Genomic DNA, 25692 nt, shown 5'->3' with positions numbered 1-25692 from the left:
TATCTGATGGATGTATTAATTGGGACATTGCAATTTGGCGACTATTAAGGTTTATTGGAGTTTACATTTTTGTGAAATATCTAGCACGCACTCTTATCGCTGTATCGTTTGTTTTTAGTTTTTGCTTTGCCCATGCAAATGGAATCGATCATTTAGTATTCGAACCGGGCGAAGATATTGCAAATGGCAAGCATATCGTTCTGGTCTCTGGGGATGAGGAATATCGCTCGGAAGAATCGATGCCAATGTTGGCAAAGATCCTGACAGAACATCACGGTTTCAAAACCACGGTACTTTTTGCCATTGACCGCGAAACAGGTGTTATCAATCCCAACGATATTACAAATATTGCGCATTTAGAGTCCTTAAAAGACGCCGATTTGATGGTATTGGCGACTCGCTGGCGAATATTGCCAGGGGAACAACTCCAACATTTTCTAGATTTTATAAATGACGGAAAGCCTATCATTGCCATACGCACCGCGACACACCCTTTTAACAATGATGATATGTATGGCGGTTATGATTGGCAGAATTTCGGCCTGGATATCGTTGGAGAGAACTGGCTATATCACCACGGCATACATAAAAAAGAGGGCGGACGCTCTGTTAATGTAGAAGAGCATGCTGATCATCCAATCCTCAATAGTGTTGATACTTATTTTATGTGGTCAGATATCTACGGCATTGAGAATTTGACTGAAGATGCCACTGTATTGCAATTAGGTGCTGTCACCGAATCGCTGGACCCGAATTCGCCAAATCTTGAGGGCAAAAAGAATAATCCGATGATGCCCTTATCCTGGCTAAAACCTTATTCGTCACCCAATGGCAAAAATACAGGGCAAGTGTTTACTACTACTGGTGGTGCGGCATACGATCTGCAAGAAGAAAGTGCAAGACGGATGTTAGTTAATGCCGCGTACTATCTACTGGATATGGAAGTTCCGGAAAAGGCCAATGTAAGCTATGTTGACCCATTTGAACCATCTTTTTACGGCTTTCAGGACACGGATTACTTTGTAAAACGCGGTTTGCAGGTCAGTGATTTTGCGATGGGTAGCTCTGCAAGATCCATTTTGACTATCGCTGAACTTAAAGCGCTCGGTGTAGAAACACGCGTAGAATTAAAAGACGGCGATACCGTACTGCTGCTAGGTAACGGGCTTCCTGAACGCATGTTAAACCATGGCTTTTTTGAAAGTGAAATCTACTCACGCCATGCCGATAAAGATATTACCATTCGCACACTGGCAAAACCTGGCTATACCCCTGGATTTCGTCCTCACCCGTCCAGAAATTCCCAGTGGGCTTTCCCTGGTGCGGAACGTTATCATCCAGATAAACTACACCACAGCGGTGAAGGCTTTCATCCTACGCCTGATGAATGGTTATATGACATCAAACCTGACGTAATTATTGCCTTTTTTGGTTTCAATGAATCATTTGATGGCCCAGAGGGTTTAGACAATTATCGCGAAGAACTATATAACTTCATCAATCATTCGCTTGCAAACAAATACGCTGACGGAAAAATTGCCAAATTAGTGTTGGTTTCGCCTATTGCGTTTCAGGATTTATCGGATAAATATCCACTGCCAGACGGAAAAGAAACCAATAAGAACCTTAAGGCCTACACCGAGCTAATGAAAGATGTGGCCAATGAGCGCGGCATTCAATTTGTGGATTTATACACGCCGACCAAAGCAATGTTTGAATCCAGTGATGAGCAGCTAACGGTTAATGGAGCACATCTAAACAAACAAGGGTACGCGCGCCTTGCTCCTATTCTTACTGACGAGATCTTCACTGCTGCAGATGTTGAATTAACTGAAGAAAAATTCAATCAACTGCTTCAAGCCGTATTAGATAAGAATTGGTATTGGTTCAAACGTTATCAGATGCCAAACGGAGTGCATGTGGATGGACGTCGATTTGAGCCATACGGTGTTGATAATTATCCGCAAGAAACCATCAAAGTTGTTCAGATGACTGAAAATCGAGATCGTCAGATTTGGCATATTCTTAATGATAAGCCCTTTGATCTCGTAGCTGCAGATGCAAGCACCCAGAAGCTAGACAAAATAGAATCGAATGTCTCGATCGATAATGTCCAGGAATATAAATATGGCCAGGATGCTTTGGATACCTTCACTGTTGCCGAGGGATTTGAAATCGAGCTTTTTGCATCTGAAGTTGATTTTCCAAACTTGGCTAATCCGGCTCAAATGGCTTTCGACAATCAAGGCAGATTGTGGGTATCTACCCTGGAAAGTTATCCCCATTACAAGCCAGGTGATGCAAAGCCCGATGATAAAATCTTAATCTACGAAGACACCGATAAAGACGGTAAAGCGGACAAAGAGATTGTTTTTGCCGATGGCCTGAATCTGCCTATTGGTTTTGAAATTACTGAACATGGCGTCTATGTCTCACAAGCACCCAATCTCGTACTTTTGCAGGATACGGACGGTGACGATAAAGCCGACACTTATGAAATTATTCTTTCAGGCTTTGATACGCACGATACCCATCATGCCATCAGTGGTTTTATTGCTGACCCATTCGGCGGCATTATTATGCAGGAAGGGGTATTTTTACACAGCAACATAGAAACGGCCTACGGGCCAATTCGTGCCGTCAATGCAGGTTTTTATCGCTTCGACCCTCGCACTCAGCGCTTACAAAGGCTTGTCCAAAACCGTGCGCCTAACCCATGGGGCGTGGTGTTTGATGAATGGGGACAAAACTTCTTCATGAATACGTCCGACCCTTCGGTATATTGGATGCTGCCAGTCGAACTTAAAACGCGCTACGGTCAGCTTTCGCTAGGAACCGATACCTTGATTGAGTCGGCGCATCGCGTTAGACCTACTTCAGGCATAGAGTTTGTTTATAGCCAGCATTTCCCTGAAGAGATGCAGGGAGACTTTATTCTAAACAACGTGATTGGCTTTTTAGGAGCAAAACAGCATACCTTGAATGATGAAGGGACAGGTTACGTAAGCAACTGGCGTCAAGACCTTTACACGTCGACTGATCCTAACTTCAGACCCGTTGATTTGGAGTTTGCTGCTGATGGCTCTTTGTATGTGGTGGATTGGCATAATCAATTAATTGGCCACATGCAGCACAACGCAAGAGATCCCTTACGTGACCACGCGCATGGACGTATTTATCGAGTGACGCATAAAGAGCGACCTTTGTCAGAAGAAGTGCCTGTTGACGGGGAATCGCTTGACACATTGTTCTCTTATCTTAAGTCACCTGACCACCGATTACGCTATCGCGTGCGACGTGAAATACGCGAGCATGATTTCACTCGCATTCAAAATGCAAAAAAAGACTATATTGCCAGTTTGGACAAAGCCCATCCTGATTACGATCGGCATCTGCTGGAAGCTCTCTGGTTGAGTCGATTTGAGAATAAACAAGATAAAGCCTTTGCTGAAAAACTCATGACTCATGAAAATTACAAGGTCAGAGCAGCGGCAGTTAAAGCGATACGTTTGCATCTTTACGAATATGATACTGACGAAGCAATCGCATTAATGAAAAAGGCCGCAGGCGATGAGCACGGGCGCGTTCGACTAGAGGCAATAGCAGGTATTTCATGGATTGACGATCCGAAAGCTTTACCTGCATTATATCTGGCTGGCGAAAAAGAGGGCGCTCAGCTTGGCCCTTGGATGCGGACCGCATTTTTGCAAACGGTGAGTAATCTCGGTGGAACGTGGACAGAGCAAGTGGCTGAAGTCGAAAACGAGGCAGAGCATTTAAGCGGCATCGACAGAGAGCGCTATTTTGCTGGCAAAGAAATCTACTTCAGAGAAGGCTATTGTGTGACCTGTCACCAGCCAGATGGCAACGGACTCCCTATGGCAGGATTCCCGCCAATATCAGGAACTGAATGGGTGACAGGTGATCCGGAGCGCTTAACCGATATTATTCTGCATGGCTTGATGAAAAAGATTTGGGTCAAAGGTGAAATGTATGCCGGACACGTCCCAATGACCGCTTTTGGAAACATGCTCAATGATGAAGAGGTTGCCTCTGTACTTACTTACATCAGAAACAATTTTGAGAATCGCGCTGACCCGGTAAGCCCTGAATTAGTCAAAAAGGTAAGAGCAAGTACCAATGGTCCAAGAGGCTTTTGGACCGCTAAAGAACTATTTGAAAAGTATCCTACTGATCGATATCCGGATGGCGAAGGTCAAATTGAAGAATAAGAGCAGAGTCTCTACTTAAGAGGCTCTACGCTAGAACTGAGTGTGTGTCATGCTAAGCGGCGTCGACATTTGTCGCGCCGACTTAGTTTTCTTTTATTTGAGAGCGCATTTTTGAGGGATGCACTCCAAAAAATTGCTTAAACTGCTTCGTGAAATAGCTATGATCACTAAAGCCCGTCTGAAACGCAATTTCCGAAATAGGCTGATTGGTCTCCATAATAAGCCGTCTTGCATTTTCTAACCTCACCTCGTTTATAAGTCGAGATGGCGTTTTCAATAAGTGCTTTTTAAAGCGCCTTTCTAATGCACTTACCGATAAATGCGTCAATTCTGCAAGCTCTTGCAGCTTGATTGGTTTGTGATAATTTTGCCTGATATATTCAACCGGCACCCGAACAGATTCAAATACAGAGAGAGCTTGAGATGACTTTTGAAAATGTCGGGTTATGCCATAGTTACCGACTACTTCTCCCGAGGGGGCTCTGAGAGGGCGTTTAGACGTAGAAAACCAGGCAAGCTCTCCATCTCGTGTCATGTTCATTTCAAGTCTTGAGGTAATTAGGTCGCCTTCCAAGAGCTTCTTATCATCGTGAACGTATTGCTTTGCTAAATGAGGCGGGAAAAAATCAAAATCTGTTTTTCCATAAATCTGAGAAAGTGAATGGCAACCCAAGTGTTCAATAAACAGCTTATTTGCATATACCCAATGCCCTTTTAAATCTTTTATCCAAAAAAGCACATCGGGAACAAGCTCAAAAGCTTCAACCAAAGCGTCGATATTACACTGTTTAATCTTTGCTTCCTGAATCGGCATTTTTTTCCTCTTTGTGTGTGATAAGCATATCCTAACGCTGAAATGTTTGCACCAGCGTCCGATTAAATCATACTTATTTTTTCTTCGCCTCACTATACTTAGCCACCATGGCAACAAAATTTTAACATATAGGCGCGTTATGAGTGGATTTAATAAAAAGGTAAGAATGGGAATGGTCGGTGGCGGTCAAGGCGCTTTTATCGGTGCTGTTCACCGAGCTGCAGCTTCTATAGATGGAGAAATAGAACTGGTTTGCGGTGCGTTTAGTTCATCACATGAAAATTGTCTGGCCACAGGCAAAGCCTTGCACCTTGACCCACAGCGTTGCTATGCAGATTTTAATGAAATGTTTAAAAAAGAAGCTGCATTGCCAGAAGATGAGCGAATGCAGTTTGTGTCAATTGTTACGCCGAATCACTTACATTTTCCTGTGGCAAAAGCTGCTATTGAAGCGGGCTTTCATGTTATGTCAGATAAACCTGCAACATTTACCTTGCAAGAGGCCATCGATTTAAAAGCGGTATTAGATCAGCACGACGTACTCTATGGTTTAACGCATACCTATACCGGCTATCCCTTGGTAAGAGAGGCGCAGCAATTGATTGCCAATGGAGAGTTAGGCGATATTACCAAGATTATCGCTGAATACAGTCAAGGCTGGTTGTCTGAGCCCCCCACTGAAGATAACAAGCAGGCTAGCTGGCGCTTGGATCCCAAACGAGCGGGTGTCAGTTGCTGTATGGGAGATATTGGTGTACATGCGGCTAATTTAGCCGAATTTATGTCTGGCCTGGAAATTACCAAAATGTGTGCAGACTTACAGCCGGTGGTCGCAGGACGAGAAATCGATGACGATGGCAATGTTTTAATGCGATTCAATAATGGGGCGAAGGGTGTTTTGATTGCCAGCCAAATCAGTGTCGGTGAAGAAAATAATTTAAATATTCGAATTTACGGCACCAAAGCGGGGCTTGAATGGCGACAACAAGAGCCTAATACTTTACTAATCAAATATAACGATAAGCCAATGCAGGTTGTCAGAACTGGCGTTGGCAACTTCAGTCCAGTAGCCGCAGGCTCTATGCGTACTCCTGCCGGACATCCTGAAGGCTACTTGGAAGCGTTTGCCAATTTATATATGGATTTTGCAAAACAAATAAGAGCTTTTGGCGATGAAGCGCAAGAAGCAAAGCTAACAAGTAAAGCGCCGGGAATTGAAGAAGCAATTCGTGGAATGGCATTTATTGAAAATTGTGTCGCTGCCACCAAAGCGCAGGAAAAATGGGTGGATTTTAAACTTTCAAATGTACTCTAGTCTCCCTAGCTGAGTATATGAAGTGTGCGCCGGTTGTTTTAACCGGCGTTTTTTTTAGGGCCTGAAATCAGTGTAGCTAAATAACCAACTTATCAGTTCAGGTTCTTCAAATGCATTATTCCAACTATCGTGTCCCACGCCATCGTAGATTTTTAATTTTGCATCGCCTTCGTGGGCAATTATTGCATTAATTATCTCCTCACTGGCTGAAAGTGGCACAACTTCATCATCCGATCCGTGAAAGGCCCAAACCGGAGTGCTTTTTGCAATAATGGGAGCAAGTGTTTCATGCGCGCCGCCGCAAATAGCGACGGCAGCTCTGAAACTTGAAGGCATGCTAGCTATTATGTCTAAGGTGCCCATTCCACCCATAGATAAACCCATCACTAACATATTGTCAGCATCTATGTAATCTCTTTCTTTTAAATCAAGTACGAGTCCTTGTAGCAAGGCCATCGATTGCGTTTTTGGGGCGTTTAATGGTTTAAAATGGAAAACATTGTTGTTAGGCGCTCGCTCAACTTCTACGTTTACCCAATAGTCGTCTTCCGCCGCCTGAGGAAATACAACGATAGCTGGATACGACTGCCTGAAAGATTCTGAAAGAAACAGTTCGGCACCATGTGTCAGTTGCGCAACGTTATCGCTTCCTCGCTCACCTGCACCATGTAAAAACAGCACAACTGGATATTTTTTAGAGGCATCAAAATTTGCAGGGTATAAAATGCGATAGGGCAAACTCGCCTTGGTGTTAAAGCGAGTATCAGTAAATTGATGCTTTTCATATTCTGGATAGTCTACCGGCTGGGCGTTTGCGGCAAGTCCGAACAAGGAAAGTAAAGATAAAAAGACTTTTTTCATAGTGAATCCTGAGTTTACATCAGTAAATAAAGGTAGCCATGCCAAGAATGAGCAGAGTGATTACCACCACGCCAATCAAGTTTAGCGGCGCGCCCATTTTAATCATACTTGCTATGCTAATTTTATTAGTACCAAATACGATTGCATTTGGTGCTGTCGCCATAGGCATCATAAATGCGCAACTCGCGGTGAGGGCGGCGGGCAACATCAACAAAAGCGGGTCGACATTTAATGCAATAGCCAGAGCTGCCAATACCGGCATCATCAATGCTGTGCAGGCAGTGTTGCTCATAAGCTCTGTAATAAAAGTCACAGACAGACAAATCAGCGCGACAATGAGAATAAGCGGTAAATCGGAAAGCGCTGAAAATCCTTGTGCGAACTCAGTGATAAGACCGGTATTTCTTAATCCCAGAGAAAGCGCGATCCCGCCAGATACAAGCAAAATCACCCCCCAAGGTAAGCTTGCGGCATCTTCCCAAGTCAATAGGGCGCTACCAGGCTCGTGCCTGTTACCATTTGGAATTAAAAATAATAGAATGGCCCCCAGCAATGCGACATATCCGTCATGCGCATTGGGCAAATTAAGCCAAGCGCTCCATCCACCATAAGGGTCAGAGCGCGTCATCCAAAGAAAGATGACTAGTACAAATATTCCTAAAACTCGCTTTTCATCGCGTTTCCAGACCTTATCGGTTTTATCTTCAAATCTAATCTCGCTGCTTGTATTTTCACATTTTCGGCACAAATGAAATATAACAATGGGTAATAAAACGGCTACACAGGGAAGCGCCCATTTCATCCAGCTCAAAAAGCTTATAGATGTTCCAGTCGCTTGCTCGTATGCTTGAATGAAGACCAAATTTGGCGGTGTTCCTATGGGCGTTCCCATCCCTCCAACGCTTGCGGCATAGCAAATGCCTAAAAGTACTGCCACAGTAAAACCATCGCTTTGTTCATATTTACTTTGTTCAATAGCTTGTTTATGAGAGCTTTCTAAGGTAGCAATTGCTACTGGAATTAGCATCATTGCTGCCGCGGCGTTTGATATCCACATACTTAAAAATGCAGCACTCAACATAAATGTTGTCACTACCTGTTTTTGTGTTGACGGTCGCAAGACAGAGAATATCAGTCGGGTAAGACGAATATGTGCCTTTGATTTAACCATAGCGATGGATAGCATGAAGCCACCAATTAACAAAAAGTTAATCGGGTTACCAAATGCGCTGCCCAAGTCTGCTTTTGAAATTACACCAAGTAATGGAAAAACGGCGAGTGGGATGCAAGCCGTCATCGGAATAGGGATTGCTTCAGTGACCCAGTACAAAGCGCAAATAAACAAAACCGCCATGGTGGTAGACGCCTCAAAAGAGGCACCGAGCATGCCAGAAAGCAAAAAAACGCCTAGCGATATAACGAGTCCTGATATTTGTACGCGTGATTTATACATATCCTGTCTATTCTGGCTTTTCGTCATCTTTTCCATGGCCTAAATGCCTTGAGAAGAAGCGATGCATAAGATCGACAGTCTGCCTGGATTCTGGCACATACATACTCAAAAACTGTGCATGCGAGAAGCCTTCAAATATGTGCAGTTCGCTCACTTTATTCAAGGCCATGAGTTTTGTGTGCATCGAGATCATAGGGCTAAGGCTGTAGTCTCTGGACGATGTAATGAGCAACGAAGGAGGAAACATTTTGAGTGTCTTTTCAAAGTCACCGGGAAATGCGTCTTCATTGTCGCTGGATAAGCCTTCCCAATACTGCACCATACCTATGTGAAGTGGCTCACGACTCGTTATTGCTGCGGCAAAATAATTACTGTCGCCATTTAAGCCTGTAGGGGCAGAGCACAAAAACGTGGCAGCGCCAGGTACAGGAAGGCCTTGTTTTGCGATGTGCACGATAGCTTGACCTGCCACTCTGCTGCCAGCCGAACAACCAAAAATACCGATACTTTCAGGTGCGTAAGTTTTCAGTAAGTAACGGTATACTTTTTCTACATCGTCATTTGCCGCCCCAAAGCGATACTCTGGTGCCTTGCGATAATCGATACTAATGACTTTGTAACCATGTGCATGCGCTATTGGCATGCTTTCTAGCTGACCGCCAAAGCGCCCGCCGTATTTGAAGCCTCCACCGTGCAAGTTAATTAGAACGCGACCCTGAAGCGCTTCAGGTACGCCATTTTTCGGAGAGATAATATCAGTTTGCACACCATCGATGACTTTCGGCGTAATGTTAACATTAAATTTTTTGAGTGCCTCTGGCATGATTACCGCATATTTTTTTGCCTCGCACTCCCGAATGGCATTCGCTTCGGCTTTTGCCGCTTCTACCTGATTGCCCATGGTATTATCAAATTTCAGTGAATAAGGATTGCAGGCTGCATGGGCCTTGTTCATTAAGGCTTCTTGCTGTTTTAAACCATCTACACTCTCTTTAGATAGATATGCAGAATACTTGGGCATGTTAAAAGCAGGAACTGGAATCGTTTCGCTTCCAGCATTACTTGCAAAACTGCACAAATACGCCATCATAATTAAAGCACTGGCAAGCCTTTTTCCTGGCTCTTTTAACAAATTCTGTTTCAAATTGAACATGGCATGTAAACCTGTTTTCTGCTGTAAACGTTAATCGAATAAACACTGCTAGAGTTGGCATAAGGGTTGCAATCAAACGAGTGCATGATTTTATCAACCGCCATGGGCGAAGCGTTTGCTTACTGACGCTTTGCTTACCGACGTGAGTGCTTGAAGTAACACAACTAATGCACCTCTTCCACTTTCTCGTATTCGAGCTTAAGACTGGACATATAAGCGACTAAATCTCGAATTTGATAATCATCTAAAAAACGATGCATTGGCGGCATGCCCGAAACGGGCTGTTGTATGCTGGCAATGTCGTCTCGACTAAATTCTTCAATCAAATTTTCTTCTCGTTCTAATTTGATGGTCTCTTCAGTTTCACCCTGATAAATGCCGCTAATGACCGAACCGTTGTTTAGAGTTAATACTACTGTTCCGTATCCGGGCGCGATGCTGGCTTGCACATCGACAATAGATTCCAATAAATAGCGATTGTCGTGCAGATTGCCAATATCACTTAAGTCAGGCCCAACATCTCCGCCAGACCAATTCACCATATGACATCGCATACATTCACTTGCGCCGCCACCTGCAAAAATGTTCCTTCCCTTTTCAATAGAGCCTCCGTACATACTACTTGCATAACGAGTCATCATATCGGCGTTATCAATGTAGTTACGATATTTTTCATACTCGGCTACAATTTCAGGCTGTACTCGACTTGCCACTAAATCTAAAAGCTCTAACGTGGCGCCATCAGTCTGTTTCGTCTCATTAAGCTGGCGAATGCCCGACAATGCAATTGCATCTATTTCCAGACTTTTTCCTTTTGCAAGCACGCGATAGGCTGCCTGCCTATCTTCGACCATCTGACTTTTTAAAAAGCGTTTGGCTTGCATCAAGCCTGACTCACGGTCTATCTCAAAAAGCTTATTCAGTGCATCTCCTCTTACTTGCACATTTTGATCGCTAGTTAATTTAAGAAGGACAGAAGGCATATTCGAAAGACTTCTACTCATTAAGTAGGTGAGCGCTTGCTTTCTTACATCAGCCGAGTTTTCTGTGTTGTTTACTGCAGCCAGTAAAACATCATTCGGAATGTCTATATCATTATTCTCAGCCATTCGAATACTTTGCACTAAGGCCTGACCCTGTACTTTTGCCAAGACTTTTGGCAGGTATTGATTCACCGCTGCCGCTATATTTTCGCGGCTTTTTGATGCGGTCGTGGGTAATCCGGTTGTAGTATCGATGGGGTTGATATCGTTCCACGCTTCAATTGCGGATAAGGCCTCACTGGCAAGTCGTGTTGGCAGGTCATCTAACGTAGCATATTGCAAGAGCCGCACAGCATCTTGCACTGTCCCTTGGGCATAATTAGCGTTAATTATTCGGTGATGCTGCCATCTGGCAACGCTATCTTGCTCACTATCACTTGGTAACAACTTTGTATGCTCAACATATGCGTCTAAATGCGCAGCCAACTCGTCTTGCGCTTCCAGTATCCCTAAGTCATTAATAGCAGTAATGGCTTCATCAACTAAGGCTTGCTCTTTATCGTTTAAAAATACGCTTATTGCTGGGTCTTTTGCACGACGAGCAGCAAGCAATACGCCCATTCTCACGTGTTTTGATTCATGGGCATGAAAAGGCCACCATAAATCTTTATTGGTGCCTGACAATGCCATGGTCAGCGAGTGACGTAAAAACAGGTCATTGTCTTCGTACTGTGCCAATGCCTCAATAAGCGTGGGTACCGCTTTATCATATCCAATACGCCCAATACCAATTGCAGCATACATAGCTACTCGAGGATGGGGATCGGTAAGTAGCGCAACCAGTTTATCTGCACTTTTAATAAAACGATGATCGCCTAAAGCCCTTACTGCCTGAATGCGTACTTGCGGATTTTTATCATTTGTGAGAGATAAAATCGTATTCAGCAGTGCGTCTTTATCATTCGCAGAATAGGCCATTTGACTTAAGCCCCAAATACCATGAAGACGTGTTAGCTCATTTTCATCCGTTGATGTTGCCAAATTAGTGAAAATGTTTACAGCCGCTTGATTGCGTTTAGCTAGTTCGAACTGTGCGCGCTGGCGAATGCGCAAATGTTCACTCTTTATCAGCGAAATCAATTCATCATTGTCAAATTGGCTGAAATCACTGGTAAGAATAAGCTCATGCTGCTTTACTTCATCTGTATCACCAAAATCAGGATGCGCTAATCGATATACTGCGCCTTGCGATTCAGGTTGCCAACCGCCATAGTTATATTCAGAAATATACATCGCCCCATCAGGGCCAAAGTCCAAATCCACTGCATTGAAGCCCTGAAGAAATCTTTCGTTTTCTATCATCGTAAATCCAGCGCCGTTTTCTTCAACTTTAAAAGTGGTGATGTTTGATTGTGCGGGCGAGCCCATATAATGAATAACGAAAAATGTATCTTCATAGTCAGGCCCAAAGCTACTTCCTGGGTTATAAACTAAACCGGAAGGACCGCCATTTAACTGTCCTATCGCCGGTAGCATGAAAGCGGGTTGTTTATTGTTGCGAGGTTTGTATTGGTCTTGCGTCATCCACGCGTTTGGGATCTTCGGATCGCCAGTGTAGTATGATGAACGCAATTTAAGCCTGTCTGTAAAACTCATAATGCTTTGATGGCCTGCATGCCAGCCAGAATCGCCACCTTCAATCAGGTAGTTTACGCGTTCTAAATCACCGCCATCGCCATCGTTATCGGCGGTAAACAAATTGCCATACTCATCAAAGGCGAGCTCTTGTGGATTGCGTAGCCCGGTATAAAAGTATTCAATGTTCGAGCCGTCTGGATCTGAGCGAAATACACCGCCCAAATTTGGTCCATAAAAATGCTTCCCTTCTTTAGTTGTTACGTTAAAGCCTCTATCACCAATACTCCAGTAAAGCTTTCCGTCGGGCCCCCAGGCTAAGCCATGCAAGTCATGTCCATAAAAACTGATGCGAATGCCAAAGCCGTCCTGTAAGGATACGCGCGTATTGGCAACGCCGTCGTCGTCTGTGTCTTCAAGCATCCAAAGATGTGGGATGTTGGTGTAATATACCTTACCGTCGCGTTCAATCACGCCAGCTCCTATGCCATCTAAAATGCCATTGTAGCCATCAGAAAAAACATTACTTTTATCTGCCCGACGATCGCCGTCGCTATCTTGCAACAAGCGAATAATATCGTCGCCTTGCGTGTAATAAGACATTGGACGCTCATCGGCGTACTTTTTATACATGGCGAGTCGGTCTTCATTAGAGGTGATGTAAATGTCTTCAACGGTTTTATTTTCATGGCCTCTGATATCGTCTACGCCATTGGTAAAACGGGCAGTTTCGACCATCAGCATGCGCCCACTTGAATCAAAACTGAAAAAAGCGGGGTTTTGAGTTTGGGTTTCATCTGCCCACAAACTAATTTCAAAGCCTTCTGGCAATTTAAAATTGTTCATTCTAAGTTGCGCTTCACGCTCTATCTGCGCAATCGACTTGCTCTGATTTTTTTTATTTTCACTTGTGCCAGCCGCCGCGTTAGCGTCAAGAGTTTCATGAACTCCAATTGATTTTTTGGAGCTATCTAAGCTTGAATTGGGTTGAGGGGCAGGGGAGCATGCAGCTAGGCTGGTAATGCTGATATAAAATAAAAGTGTTTGTCGTAAATAAATCATATATTGCAGCTCGCCTAAAATGCTTTAGCTTGAAATTTAAACAGAAAGTTGCTCGATAGCCTTCCGATGACTGGATCACTGCTAATATCTTGTTCAGGCTTTTCAATATAAGCAGTATGAAGGATAGAAGTAGGGTAAATGACTAAACGATTTGGACAATAATCAACCTTATGGATGAGTTCATAGTGATGATCAGACGCACTGAAATACTGTTGTTTTGGTGGGCCTTTTTCGTCAAACACAGACTGCATCGCATTAAAGTAAGCTGATTCCCTATCAGACTTGATGTTCTCAAATCCTGTTGGAATGTGGCGATAAAATCCTGTGCCGCCAAACTCTCCGTCATTCATATAATGCAAAACTGCGAAACTGTGTTTTTCACAGGTATCGTAGTGCGGAATGCATTGCTCAAGCGCCATGTCTTTTGGCTGTTTTGTCAGTAAAGAATAATTGGCGTTTATTGGCATAACTTGAAGATTGGCAGGCAAGTTCAGACTTTTATGAAGAGCTTGAGCGGCAAAACGTAATACTTGTATGCCGTAGTCTTTTCTAAGTGGTGCACGTACACCTGGATAAAAGGCGCCCACATCTTCTTTGCGAGAGGAATAGTTAGCCGAGCGAGCCTCCTTTAAAGCGAGTGTATAATCTTGAAAAAAATCATCCACCACAACAATAGTCGTACTCTCTTTGCCAATTTTTTGAACATGCACCTGCATATTTGGGTTGAGCTCAAACATTATATTCCTTGAGTCGAGGCCAATTACGAATACTGCGAAACAAAATCCCGATGCCGAGGCATTTTATTTACCGCTGCCGCTACGCCTTGCTTGTAACTTGTTAAAAACCGTTCAAGTTCGGCCACAGGCATGGTTTTTACGCTTGGGTGATAATGCTGTGGCATTACACCTTGTCCAAGTAACACCTGCACCCATGAGTCAATTTGAAACACATCGTATTCCGACTCAAATACGTTGGCACTTTGGGCAAACAAATCAATCCTATGCTGCAAACTATCGGGAATGTCCATCTTTCGAAGGTAACGCCAAAACTCAGAGTCATCTCGCTCGTTTACGTGATAGTGCAGAATGATAAAGTCACGCACGCGCTCTATTTCGGCAGCCGTTTGCTGGTTGTATTCGTTTACGTTAGCAAGGCTAATATCGTTACTGGGTAATAGCCGCAGTAGTCGGATAATGCCTGTCATAAACAGATGAATGCTGGTGGATTCCAATGGTTCAATAAACCCGCTTGAGAGCCCTAAAGCAACGCAGTTTTTGTTCCAAACTTTTTTGCGTCTACCGGTGACAAATTTGATCAAACGGGGTTCGGTGGTCATTTCTCCTTCAACTGAACGCATAAGCTTTTCTTTTGCTGTGTCTTCGTCCATGAATTTTGTGCTGAACACTAAGCCATTGCCTGCGCGTTTTTGCAGAGGAATACGCCACTGCCAACCGTTTTCATGCGCAATTGAGCGAGTATAGGGAGGGAGTTTATCTGCCAATGTGGTTTGCACAGCCCAAGCTCTATCGCATGGAAGCCAATGCGACCAGTCTTCGTAACCGGTTTTAAGGGTTTCTTCAATCAGTAAGGCTCGAAAGCCCGTACAATCGATAAATAGGTCACCTTCTACTGTTTCACCCGATTCAAGCGTTAATGAGGTAATATTTCCAGATGCTGAGTCAAGATTCACCGAATCAATCTTACCTTCAATGCGTTTGGCCTTATTTTGCTCGCTAAGCTTTCTTAAGTAACGGGCATACTTACCGGCGTCCAAATGATATGCGTAATTAATCTTGGACTTGTCTGAAGTGGCAAATTTATCGTGAGCGGCACACTGAAATTCAAAACAGTAATCGCCGTAAAGTTGGGCCAAGCCTTGTTCACGACCATAAAGCCAAAAATGCTGAAATCCGGCTAGGTAGGAGTCTTTTCCGGTTTTTCCGAAGGAGTGAAAGTAGGACTCATCTTTAACCCGCCAATTCTCAAAGTTGATACCTAATTTAAAGGTTGCGTCAGTTTCTCGAACAAACTCTTTTTCGCTAATGCCAAGTAGCTTGTGAAACACGCGCACAGTGGGGATAGTTGCTTCACCCACTCCTATGGTGCCAATGTCGTCAGATTCAACCAACACCACTTCGCAAATACTGCTAAGTTGTTTGGATAGTGCCGCTGCGGCTAACCAGCCAGAAGTGCCACCTCCAGCAATTACGATTTTTTTTCGCTTTATATTGCTCACAATTACTCCTCAGATTCTGGCGTTTTTGACTCGTTTTCAGTCAGTCTTTATTTATTCATTTTAAATTGTTATTTGTTCAAACGGCTTATGACTAGTGCTCTTAATTTTCTCGCTTTAGTCTCGTCTAGCTCAGCGAGAATGCCCTTGGCATGTTCTGGCAAGTGCATGTGACTGGTTTCAGCGTCTGAAAATACATAGTAATCAAAAAGCGCTTTATATGCCTGCTTCTCTGCATCACTTCGATCGCGAATAGACAGCATGGCGTCATGTAAGGCATTAATGGGAGAGCCCAAAAACCGTGGTGCTTCATCCCACCAATAATTCACAAGAATATTAAACGCATCCAGTCCTTCTACGTGATGCCACCATAGCGGAGGAATATAAATCGCGTCACCCGGGTTCAAGGTTACCTCTTGCGCAAATTTCAAGGCAGTTTTAAAGCGCGGAAATTGTTCAAAATCAGGCGACTTAAAATTTACCATTGAAATAACAGGGCCGCCGGGCGTAATTTCAAACGGACCGGGATACAAGTTCTTACCTTGCTCGGGCGGAAACAAAGTGAATTTTCGTTTACCCGTCGTGCAGCACGCTACGTTTTTATTTACATCAAAATGACAGGATGCGGTGGTTTTTCCGCCAATCCACAAATTTGGAACGATTTTGTTTGCTAATGCGTGCTTGTCGTTATCTTTTTCGGACGCAAAAAAAGGTATAGAGATGGCATTTTCACTCATAAACCCTGGGAAGTGATTTTCAGATGGATTTGAAGGAATGTAGTAGTTATCACTTTCAGGATTATTTATGCCACTTCGAATCGCTTCGAGTACTTCATCGACTCGCATTCTTATGGTTTGATAGTTAAGCTCAGTGATCGACTCGTTGTAAAAAAAGCGCCCCTCGTCTTTATTCGCCCCTTTACAAGCGAGCGTGGTTTTTCCGTTATACATCGACAGCAAATACTCAATGGCGCTGTCAAACGATTCAAGGCTCTTTTGTGTCAATGGCCAGTTATTTACCAGCCCCGTTAGCAAAACCGGACAATCACCCGTTAACACTTCTCTTGGAACTGTTGACGTTTGACTTAAATCTATTGACGATAATTGCATCGTTTCAACTGCTTTGACGCTCATAAGTTAACCGATATCGCTGTACTTAGTGCATTACCTTATTTTATGCCTTGCGTTTTGAAAAAAATAGCCGCTAGTTAAAGCGGCTATTTGCATAGGACATAATTGCTTACACCATTTATTAAAGCGTTAAATTAAAAGACGTAGCGGACACCTAACTGGTATCGTGCGCCTAAATCATTAAGTGTCCAAATCATACGCTCGTTTCTCATATGAGAACGTTCATTTTCACCCGTTACGTTGATTCCTTCAAGGAATACGGTCAACTGGTCGTTGAAATCGTAACTTAAATTAACGTCAATTTGGTCGTAAGCTTCAACAAATATTGGGTTATTTGAACCCCCTCTTGCTGCAGTAGCCAAGTAATCATCTCGCCAGTTCCATGCAATTCTCGCTGCAAAGCCGTCTTTTTCATAGAAACCAACAAAGTTTGCAGTGTCACTCAAACCGACCAATGCAAATTGCGATTCGTCTGGCGGTGCTTCCGTATTTATCGCCACATCACCATTTACGATGGTGTAGTTTGCCTGAAAGCCGAAGCCTGTCTCACCAAAGAAGTGCTGAATGGCGAATTCCGCTCCGCGTATTTCAGCGTCTTCACTGTTTAATGGACGAGTTACTCTGAACTCCATCAATGGGTCATCAGCATTCGGAACGATATCAACCGCTAATTCAATATCCTGCACCTGTTGCTCAGTGCCGGTGTAATCAGCAGGAGAACCTCCTTGTTGAATAATACCCATCATAGTAAAGAGTGAGCGGTTATCCACAGCTACACCCAACTCCTGCAAGGCGTCGATAGCTGCTTGAGCTCTAGGTCCTGCAGTTTGGTCGCGAATACCAAATAACTCTAAGTCTACCGTACCCGTACCTATAAAGTTAGAAACACGTTTTTCAAAGAATCCAACAGAGATATAGCTATCATCATAATAGTACTCTAAGGATAAATCGAAGTTGTCGGACTCAAGTGGAACTAATCCTGGGTTTGACGAATTAGCTGTCGGTTGCGATGCCAATAATGTGGATCCGTTAGTACCAAATCCACCAAAAGATGCTCTTAGGGCGCCATAGCCTGCGCGAGCAATGGTCTTACTGAATGAGAATCGACCTTTTAGATTTTCAGTCAGCATGATATCAAAGTCCATACTTGGTAGCACATGATCGTAATCGGATTCTGCAGCTATCGGTTGCACCTCGGTATCTGCTGGTGTGAAGCTACTAAAGTCGTTGTCACTTGCCCACAATAAATAGGCTGGCGGGGTAAACAACGAAGACGACGTTACGTCGGTTTTCTCGTATCGAACGCCTGCCAAGAAGTTGGTTTCCATACCGCCAAGTTCGCCCTGTAAGGCCACTTGGAAGTAAGCACTAAAGATATCTTCTTCTACAGTGTCTCTGGTTGAGAAAATAGGGTTGGGCGCAAAATTATTATTAGGACCAGGGTATATGCCAAGAATATAACGCATCATTTCAGCAGAATTACCTCTAAAACCGATGTTGGGCTGATTGATGTCGTAATCTTCAAACTCAGAATTGTAATCAAAAGGCTGAATCATTCCTTCAGGGAATTCACCGGGATTGGCAATACTCCAGCCACCTAAGTTCATGGGTAACCAAGCAGTGCGTTGGGCTTTCATTTCCATGGCGCGGCTTTCAAGACCAAAGTCAAACTGACCGTCATCAAATTCGTAAGTACCATCAAAGCGAATTTGTGTGATATCAGTGACTTGCTGATAATGATCCACCTGTCCGATTGACGAACCCACATCACCCACATCGAGTACACCGTTACCATTACCGCTTAATCCAAGGCCGCCGCGGTCAAAGTTATCGTTTAGTTCAGTAGTAAATAAGGGGATTTCGCCATCAAATATTAGCGTTTTAGCAGCTACTACCGGTGCACCAATCGCAGTACCAATCGAGCTACTGGCTAAATCGCTATCACTTGGACCGTTTGGTAAACTCTCAAGGCTAGAATCATGAATATCAAAACGCAGATTTAAGTCATCGTTATATTGATAATCCAAATTAAAACCTAGTGACTTAAGTTCGTTAACTTGTGCTCTGTATTGTTGCGCATATCCTTGGTCAACTACGCCAGCATAACGTTCTGAAATTGAGATAGGCGTTGCTACTGCAGAATTGTCAAAGACAACGCGCTCAAGATTATTACCATTTTGAATCCAGTTACCTAATTCGCCGCGCTGTTCGACAATATCGTTTTGAGCGTAGGTATAATCTAGCGTTGCCGTCAATTCGTCCATTGGACGATATTGGAAAGTTGCCTGCCCGTTTGTTCGTTCGCGCTCAAAGTCCGAAAACGCGTATCTAAAGTCGTCTGGACGAGCGTACAATTGCCCTTCGTCTGGCATATTTTCAAAAATTTCGTTCCGACCTTGTCGATTATAAAGGTCGTCCTCTCCCCAAACACCAACGTTCCAACCGTTTACGAAAACGCCGGTCGAGCCAGAGTCGCGCTTCTGGAAGCTGCCAGATAATGTCACACCGAAGGTTTCATCATCATTGACGTAGTTGTAAATACCCGATATTTCCGGGGTAATATCATCGCCGGTGCGGTTTGTTGTATCGTGGACTGCTTTTACACCAATGGTGCTTCGCATTGTTGGATTTTCAAGCGGGCGCGCTGTTAATATATTAACGGTTGCACCTATACCACCGCCAACGATATCAGCTTTACTCGTTTTATAAACCTCTACCGCACTTACGCTTTCGGATGCTAAATTAGCAAAATCGAATGCGCGCGTCGGATCTGAGCTATTAGCATCAACCCCGCCAGCAGGCATCATACGACCATTCAAAGTAATCATGTTCGCGCCGCCGCCAAAACCACGCACAGTGATTTCAGCACCTTCACCATTTTCTCGGCTAATTGATACACCGGTAATACGCTGTAATGATTCCGCAAGGTTAGTATCTGGGAATTTACCAATATCTTCTGCCGATATTGCGTCTACAACACCCACAGATGTGCGCTTGATAGAGGCTGCTTCCTGCAAGCTTGAACGGATACCGGAAACCTGAATAACTTCTGTATCAGAAGCTTCGTTATTATCTTGCTGCGCCATAACAGGTGTCGCTGCTGCTCCACAAAGGAGAAGAGAGATACTTGTTGATAACACAGATTTTTTGAACTTATTGTGTGCTTTCATTGATATGCCCTTTGTTGTTATAGGTATTTTGTTTGTAAAGCGACTAATTCTTTTAAGCATTGAACCTGACAAAAAGTAGTCCAATCTTATTGAATGTTTAGCTACTCAACAAACAACCCTTACCATAGTATGCATCATATTAAATCTTATCGTTTAAAATGTTGCATTATTGTTACGAAAAAGTAGTTGTGTTTTACTATTTTTCGTAAAAATACGTTTTTATCTAAACTTAAGCTAAATTTGGAAAATATTCAGTACACTTGCGGCCTGACGGCACATTTGCTTATCAAGCAATTTAGATGGTGACGCGTCAAGTTTTAAGTTCTAAACAAATTCCATAACGTTAATTTTCATAAATTTGTTAATAAATTAGCGATGTGTCGTTCTACTTATCATCACGTTTTTCGCCAGCACGGGAAAATATTCAGTTGCAGGCCACTGCTTGCTAAGCATTTATGGAGCGTTTATTCTCGCTTCGGATTTAGCAAAAACGACACATTTTAAAGCACTCGCACATCATTGATTTACAGGAGTTCAAAGAATGGCGAATCATAAAATTCTTAATAATATTGAGCACAAAGACCTTAAAGTTATGACCCATTGTTCTGCGCAATTTGGTCATAATGTAGGCGCCATTCATATATTCGCGAATGAAATTACGCGGGCACAATGTGAATACCCCATTTTGTTTTTAAAAAATGAAAAAGACGGAAATTTTCAATGTCTAGCAATTCTTGGTTTGCATCATGAAGAGAATTTGTTTTTGGACGAAAAGCAAGGCTGGCGTGCCAGTTACGTGCCTAATATTGTTAAAAAAGGTCCATTTTCTATAGGGTTTCAGAATCAAAACTCCGATGGAAATGAAGAACAAAAAGCCGTTATCTTGATTGATGTCGATGATCCACGGGTTAATAACACGCGCGGCCAGTCTGTTTTTATGGAGTTTGGCGGCAATACACCTTACCTGGAGAGTATCCAAAATATCCTTGCTGAGCTTGATAAAGGCGCCAAACTGTCTGCGCCGATGTTTGCAGCGTTTAACGACCTGGATTTACTTGAGCCTTGCGTGTTCGATATCAAAATTAATGATGAAAACATGGTCAAGTTTGAGGGATACCACACAATCAATGTAGAGCGCTTAAGCCAGCTAGAAGGTAAAGACCTGGAGTTTCTCAATAAATCTGGTCTTTTATCCATTGCGTTCGCAGCGGCGACATCGATAAACAACATCGATAAACTTGTAAAACTTAAGCGGCTCCAATTAAGTACCAGAGCGAATGCTAAAGCAAATGCCTGAATTAATGCAACAGAAAGTACAAAGCTAAATAAGCAGCCTTACTCAAGGTTTGTATTAAACATAGAGGATCGCTTACGCCCTTGATTACAAGCAATATTTACACCTATCGTTTACAAAAAGGATGTATAGTTGTATCTCAAATTGTTAAAGAACATCGACTCTAAGCGTTTGCTTTTAGTCGATTCGGATTATGAACTCGTTTTCGCCCTGGGGGATTAATCGCATAGGAAAGCGTTGCGTTTGCCCTTCAATGTTGACGAGAATTTCATAATCACCATAAAAACCACGCTCAGTAAACTTTCCCTGCTCATCGGTCGTGCCTGAAAAATCATTCCAAAATGTTTCGTAAACCGTTTGGTGCCAAGCTTGCTGGTTGGGCTTTGCTTGCCAGTCTTCTGTATACATGGCGGCATTAGGACGCCAATGTGCGCCTGCCCAAAACCCCCATTTTTGCACGCCTACTGTGGCTGGATGGCTAAAGAATATGGTAAGGAAATCACGTGTAAAATCTGCCTGCATTTGCTCATCAAGCGTATCCACATCAAACTCGGTCGAACGTATGGCTAAATCAGGAAATGCACTATGGAAACGGTCTAAAATGCTGTAAATACGAGTGATAGGCGTTGGTGTTGTGCTAAAGTGACTTTGAACGCCTATTCCATGTAGCGGTGCATTGTTCGCTAGCAGAAAATCAATGGTGTTAAAGAAGTGATCTTGGTGAGCAGCATTTGTTCCGCCGCCTGATATGATTGAATAGTCATTGATGTATAAAGGAATATTCGAATTTTCTGATTCAGCGAGTTCAAACCAGTCAACCATCACATCATCACCGAAGGCATCCATCAGGTAGTGATTATCAAAAGGTTCGTTCAATACATCCCACTCGTCTACAAGTCCTTTTGTTTTACCGCTAATATCGCGAATGTGGGCACTCACTTCCTCTAATACTTGAGGGTCAGCTGAGGCTGGATCGCCTTCTGGCATGTACTGTTGTACAAATTCTGGCATATTGCGTTTGGAAGGCCAAATTAATACGTGGCCTCTGGCATACATATCATTGTCTTCAAGCCACTGCAGGGCGTCAATCGCATTTTGTTGACTAAAAGTTTCACCCCAATCACCTATCCACGCACTCCATTTCAAATTATTCTCAATCCCGGATTGATTAAAATTTTCGAGAAGTTTTTCACGGTACATTCTATCGTTATCCGATGTTCCAATAAGGTGCCTTGCCGCAGCGACTGATCCAAAGTGATAATGATGACGCTTGAAGTTTATTTCTACATCAGCGTTGGCTAAGGGTGTTCCTTTATTAGAGAGCACTTGGATAGAAAAGTCACGTTTGCGGTGCTCTTCGATTCTTGCGGCGGCCTCTTGTCTCCAGGCTGCATCAGGGTCTCTACCTATATATGTGGGTTCGGTTTTGGGCAGGTCGTCAATGGAAAGAGACTGCTTATAATTAAGTAAAGTGATATTCCCTAATTGCACGCTTTGCGATTTACTGCCGTTTCCAAATCCAAATTTAAGCGATATCTCATTGGCTGCAAAATCATCGCCAATGGTCATAGGCAAATAGTATTCTTGCCATTCGCCGCTGCTGACTAACTGATAAAAAAGATATTTCGTATAGTCAGGGGCGGGTGATTCGACAAAGGCAGTCACAAAACCCGTTCCTGTCTCGTCTGTTGATTCAAGCATTTTAAATTGCAAGTACAACAAAACGACATCACCTTCGCTAAGCGCTTGGGTAATTGGAAAATTTATTTGTCCGTTCCAGAACTGCCCATTTGGTTTTTCAATGTCTATTTGAATTGCCTTGTCAAAATCTGGGTGCTCCACGTTTACTGAAAACGCATTTCCTACGGGCCCGTTATTGTTGCCAGCATCCAAGTTAAAATCTGATTCAGGACTCGCAGTGATAATGCTCTCACCACCAGCGGGAATATTCGGATTGTCTGACACAGGTGGCGCTGGGGGAGGAGAAGCAGTCGGTGGAGCTGGAGCAGGCGTTGGAGTGCTAGAGGAACTACCGCCTCCACACGCACTTAGGGCAATTAATAATGTGAGCGCGACGGCATATTTAACTGGTACAAAAGCAAAGGCAAACCCACCCGTTTTCGTGCCTTTATTGGATAAGGAAGCCTGAACTTTGCTATTGCCAATTCCAAATTTAAACATCTACACGCCAAAATTGTTAACATTACTTTCACATTAGAATAACGAGATAAACACATAAAGGTTATGTGGAAATCGGTTAAAAATAATAGATTTTCGGCGTGGCTAAAATTTATACGTTGTTTCTTGATTGCTCTGAAGATGAGTTTGAATCGAGAATTTGCTTGCGTAACTGAGACGGTAAAATACCAAATAAGGCTTTGAATTGTTTGCTAAAATAACTATGTTCTGAAAAGCCGCATTGATACGCAATTTCCATTATAGGTTGCTGGGTTTCTATCAGTAGTCTTCTGGCATTTTCCAATCTGATTTCGTTCAAAAATTGTTTTGGTGTTTTGGACAAATACTTTTTAAATCGGCGCTCTAATGCGCTAACTGATAAAAATGCAAGTTTAGCCAATTCTTCAATGTTAATGTCCTGATGAAAGTTCTTACGAATGTATTCAACAGGCGCCTTTATTGCGCTAATAGTGGATAACTCGTGAGAGGAGCGTTCCAGGTGATGTGTAAATCCATAGGAACCAACAATTTCACCCTTGCTGTTAAGCAGCGGTCTTTTTGTGGTTGAGAACCAAGCAAATTCTCCATTTGGACGGAGATTTAATTCGATACGATTGGTCACTAATTCCCCTTCCATTACTTTTTTATCGTCCATCATGAACTGCTTGGCAATATGGGGGGGCGAAAAACTGTCGTCCGCTTTTCCAATAATTTTGTTTAAAGATTTGAATCCATAGGTATCAAGTAAGGCTTGATTTGCATAGATAATTTGACTTTTCTCATTCTTAATCCAAAAAAGCGTATCGGGCAGCAAATCGAACATATGTACGATTTGTTGTATTCCAATTTCGTTAAGAAATTTCGTATCTATCTCGACTTGCGTTGTATTCATTGTTATGCAGTAGAACTCTTGCGATTTTATGTACTCTATCATAACGCCGAATATGTCGCATGCACAACCGAATTTCTATTAGCCGTTGTTAAAAAACACAGTTAAAGTTTATAACAATTATTTTACATGTGCGCGTGTAGATTTTTTAAACGAGTTTGACGGCGCGCTACGGATAATCATACTAATTTAATTAACTCATTAATTAGCGATTCGAAGGACACAATATGAAACAAATCAAAGGGCCAGGCATCTTTCTAGCACAATTCGCTGGAGACGAAGCGCCGTTTAATGACTTGAACAGCATTTGTAAGTGGGCTTCCAGCATTGGTTTTAAAGGCATTCAAATGCCTTCATGGGATAAGCGCTTATTTAATTTGGAGCTCGCGGCCGAAAGTGATGATTACTGTCAGGAAGTCACAGGTACACTTGCAGAGTACGGATTAACCCTTACAGAGCTGTCAACCCACTTGCAAGGGCAATTGGTCGCTTCACATCCTGCCTACGATACCATGTTTGACGGATTCGCTGATGAGTCGGTACGAAATAATCCACAAGCGCGCACCGAGTGGGCAATTAATCAAATGCACCTGGCGGCAAAAGCCAGTGGTCGTTTTGGATTGAAATCGCACGCAAGCTTCTCAGGCGCTCTTTTATGGCAAACGTTTTATCCGTGGCCACAACGTCCTGCAGGTTTAGTTGAAGCAGGCTTTAAAGAACTGGCAAAACGCTGGACGCCAATTCTTAACAGCTTTGACGAAAACGGCTGTGACGTTTGTTATGAGCTCCACCCTGGTGAAGATTTACACGACGGTATTACCTTTGAAATGTTTCTTGAGCAGGTGAATAACCACCCGCGCGCGAACATTCTTTACGATCCAAGTCACTTTATTCTTCAACAGCTCGATTATTTGGCTTTTATTGATATTTATCATGAGCGTATTAAAGCCTTCCACGTAAAAGACGCTGAATTTAGGCCGTCTGGAAAAATGGGCGTTTATGGCGGGTATCAGCCCTGGATCAACCGACCTGGCCGCTTCCGCTCGCTCGGCGATGGACAAATCGACTTTAAAGACATTTTTTCAAAGCTCACCGCATACGATTTTGATGGATGGGCGGTAATGGAGTGGGAATGCTGTATGAAGCATCCTGAAGATGGTGCACGTGAAGGCGCGATTTTCATAAACGATCATTTGATTCGTCCTACCGACAAAGCATTTGATGATTTTGCAGGCGCTGGCGCCGACGACGAGCTAAATCGCTCTATTTTAGGTCTAAAGTAAGGAAATA

General features: G+C 43.3%; 15 protein-coding genes. 4 read left to right on the top strand and 11 right to left on the bottom strand.

The window, feature by feature from the left end; all coding sequences use genetic code 11:
* The first annotated feature begins 71 nt into the window (after positions 1–71).
* The gene (locus D6V41_RS17450; RefSeq protein ID WP_206663274.1) at positions 72–4232 is read left to right on the top strand and encodes a PVC-type heme-binding CxxCH protein; all 4161 of its coding nucleotides are present in this window, start codon (positions 72–74) and stop codon (positions 4230–4232) included.
* A gap of 82 nt (positions 4233–4314) precedes the next feature.
* Here D6V41_RS17450 and D6V41_RS17445 read toward each other — a convergent pair whose 3' ends face one another.
* Positions 4315–5046 carry an AraC family transcriptional regulator gene (locus tag D6V41_RS17445; RefSeq protein WP_136252839.1) on the bottom strand — a complete coding sequence of 244 codons (732 nt, stop codon included), beginning with the start codon at positions 5044–5046 and terminating at the stop codon, positions 4315–4317.
* A gap of 139 nt (positions 5047–5185) precedes the next feature.
* On the opposite strand from D6V41_RS17445, the gene D6V41_RS17440 reads away from it, so the two are divergent.
* Positions 5186–6361 carry a Gfo/Idh/MocA family protein gene (locus tag D6V41_RS17440; protein ID WP_241664592.1) on the top strand — a complete coding sequence of 392 codons (1176 nt, stop codon included), beginning with the start codon at positions 5186–5188 and terminating at the stop codon, positions 6359–6361.
* 54 nt (positions 6362–6415) lie between these two features.
* Here D6V41_RS17440 and D6V41_RS17435 read toward each other — a convergent pair whose 3' ends face one another.
* From D6V41_RS17435 to D6V41_RS17400, 8 genes are all read right to left on the bottom strand, one after another.
* Positions 6416–7222 carry a carboxylesterase family protein gene (locus tag D6V41_RS17435; protein ID WP_136252838.1) on the bottom strand — a complete coding sequence of 269 codons (807 nt, stop codon included), beginning with the start codon at positions 7220–7222 and terminating at the stop codon, positions 6416–6418.
* A gap of 19 nt (positions 7223–7241) precedes the next feature.
* Entirely contained in the window at positions 7242–8711 is a 1470-nt protein-coding gene (locus D6V41_RS17430) for an SLC13 family permease (RefSeq protein WP_136252837.1), read from the bottom strand.
* A complete protein-coding gene (locus D6V41_RS17425; RefSeq protein ID WP_136252836.1) occupies positions 8683–9828 on the bottom strand; it encodes an alpha/beta hydrolase in 1146 nt (381 codons plus the stop codon). Before D6V41_RS17425 ends, D6V41_RS17430 begins: the two co-directional genes overlap by 29 nt.
* Before the next feature lie 164 nt (positions 9829–9992).
* A complete protein-coding gene (locus D6V41_RS17420; protein ID WP_136252835.1) occupies positions 9993–13508 on the bottom strand; it encodes a PVC-type heme-binding CxxCH protein in 3516 nt (1171 codons plus the stop codon).
* A 14-nt stretch (positions 13509–13522) separates the two neighbouring features.
* Positions 13523–14245, bottom strand: coding sequence for a DUF6445 family protein (locus D6V41_RS17415; RefSeq protein WP_136252834.1), 723 nt, complete (start codon positions 14243–14245; stop codon positions 13523–13525).
* A 23-nt stretch (positions 14246–14268) separates the two neighbouring features.
* Positions 14269–15744: a tryptophan halogenase family protein gene (locus D6V41_RS17410; RefSeq protein WP_136252833.1), complete on the bottom strand. Its 1476-nt coding sequence runs from the start codon at positions 15742–15744 to the stop codon at positions 14269–14271.
* Between the two features lie 68 nt (positions 15745–15812).
* Positions 15813–16874 (bottom strand): cupin-like domain-containing protein, encoded by a 1062-nt coding sequence (locus D6V41_RS17405; RefSeq protein ID WP_136252832.1) that lies wholly within the window; start codon positions 16872–16874, stop codon positions 15813–15815.
* 131 nt (positions 16875–17005) lie between these two features.
* Entirely contained in the window at positions 17006–20041 is a 3036-nt protein-coding gene (locus D6V41_RS17400; protein WP_136252831.1) for a TonB-dependent receptor, read from the bottom strand.
* 541 nt (positions 20042–20582) lie between these two features.
* Between D6V41_RS17400 and D6V41_RS17395 the strand changes: the two genes are divergently transcribed.
* The gene (locus D6V41_RS17395; RefSeq protein WP_136252830.1) at positions 20583–21338 is read left to right on the top strand and encodes a SapC family protein; all 756 of its coding nucleotides are present in this window, start codon (positions 20583–20585) and stop codon (positions 21336–21338) included.
* Positions 21339–21512: 174 nt separating this feature from the next.
* On the opposite strand, the gene D6V41_RS17390 is transcribed toward D6V41_RS17395, so the two are convergent.
* Complete coding sequence (locus D6V41_RS17390) at positions 21513–23516, bottom strand: endo-1,4-beta-xylanase (RefSeq protein WP_136252829.1); 2004 nt, start codon at positions 23514–23516, stop codon at positions 21513–21515.
* 109 nt (positions 23517–23625) lie between these two features.
* Entirely contained in the window at positions 23626–24405 is a 780-nt protein-coding gene (locus D6V41_RS17385) for an AraC family transcriptional regulator (protein WP_136252828.1), read from the bottom strand.
* A 224-nt stretch (positions 24406–24629) separates the two neighbouring features.
* On the opposite strand from D6V41_RS17385, the gene D6V41_RS17380 reads away from it, so the two are divergent.
* A complete protein-coding gene (locus D6V41_RS17380) occupies positions 24630–25685 on the top strand; it encodes a sugar phosphate isomerase/epimerase family protein (protein ID WP_136252827.1) in 1056 nt (351 codons plus the stop codon).
* Positions 25686–25692 lie beyond the last annotated feature (7 nt).

The organism is Ningiella ruwaisensis (assembly GCF_004798935.1).
Classification (GTDB): Bacteria; Pseudomonadota; Gammaproteobacteria; order Enterobacterales; family Alteromonadaceae; genus Glaciecola; species Glaciecola ruwaisensis.
The sequence above is the reverse complement of the archived record's forward strand: the minus strand, read 5'-3'. Positions and strand labels throughout refer to the sequence as shown.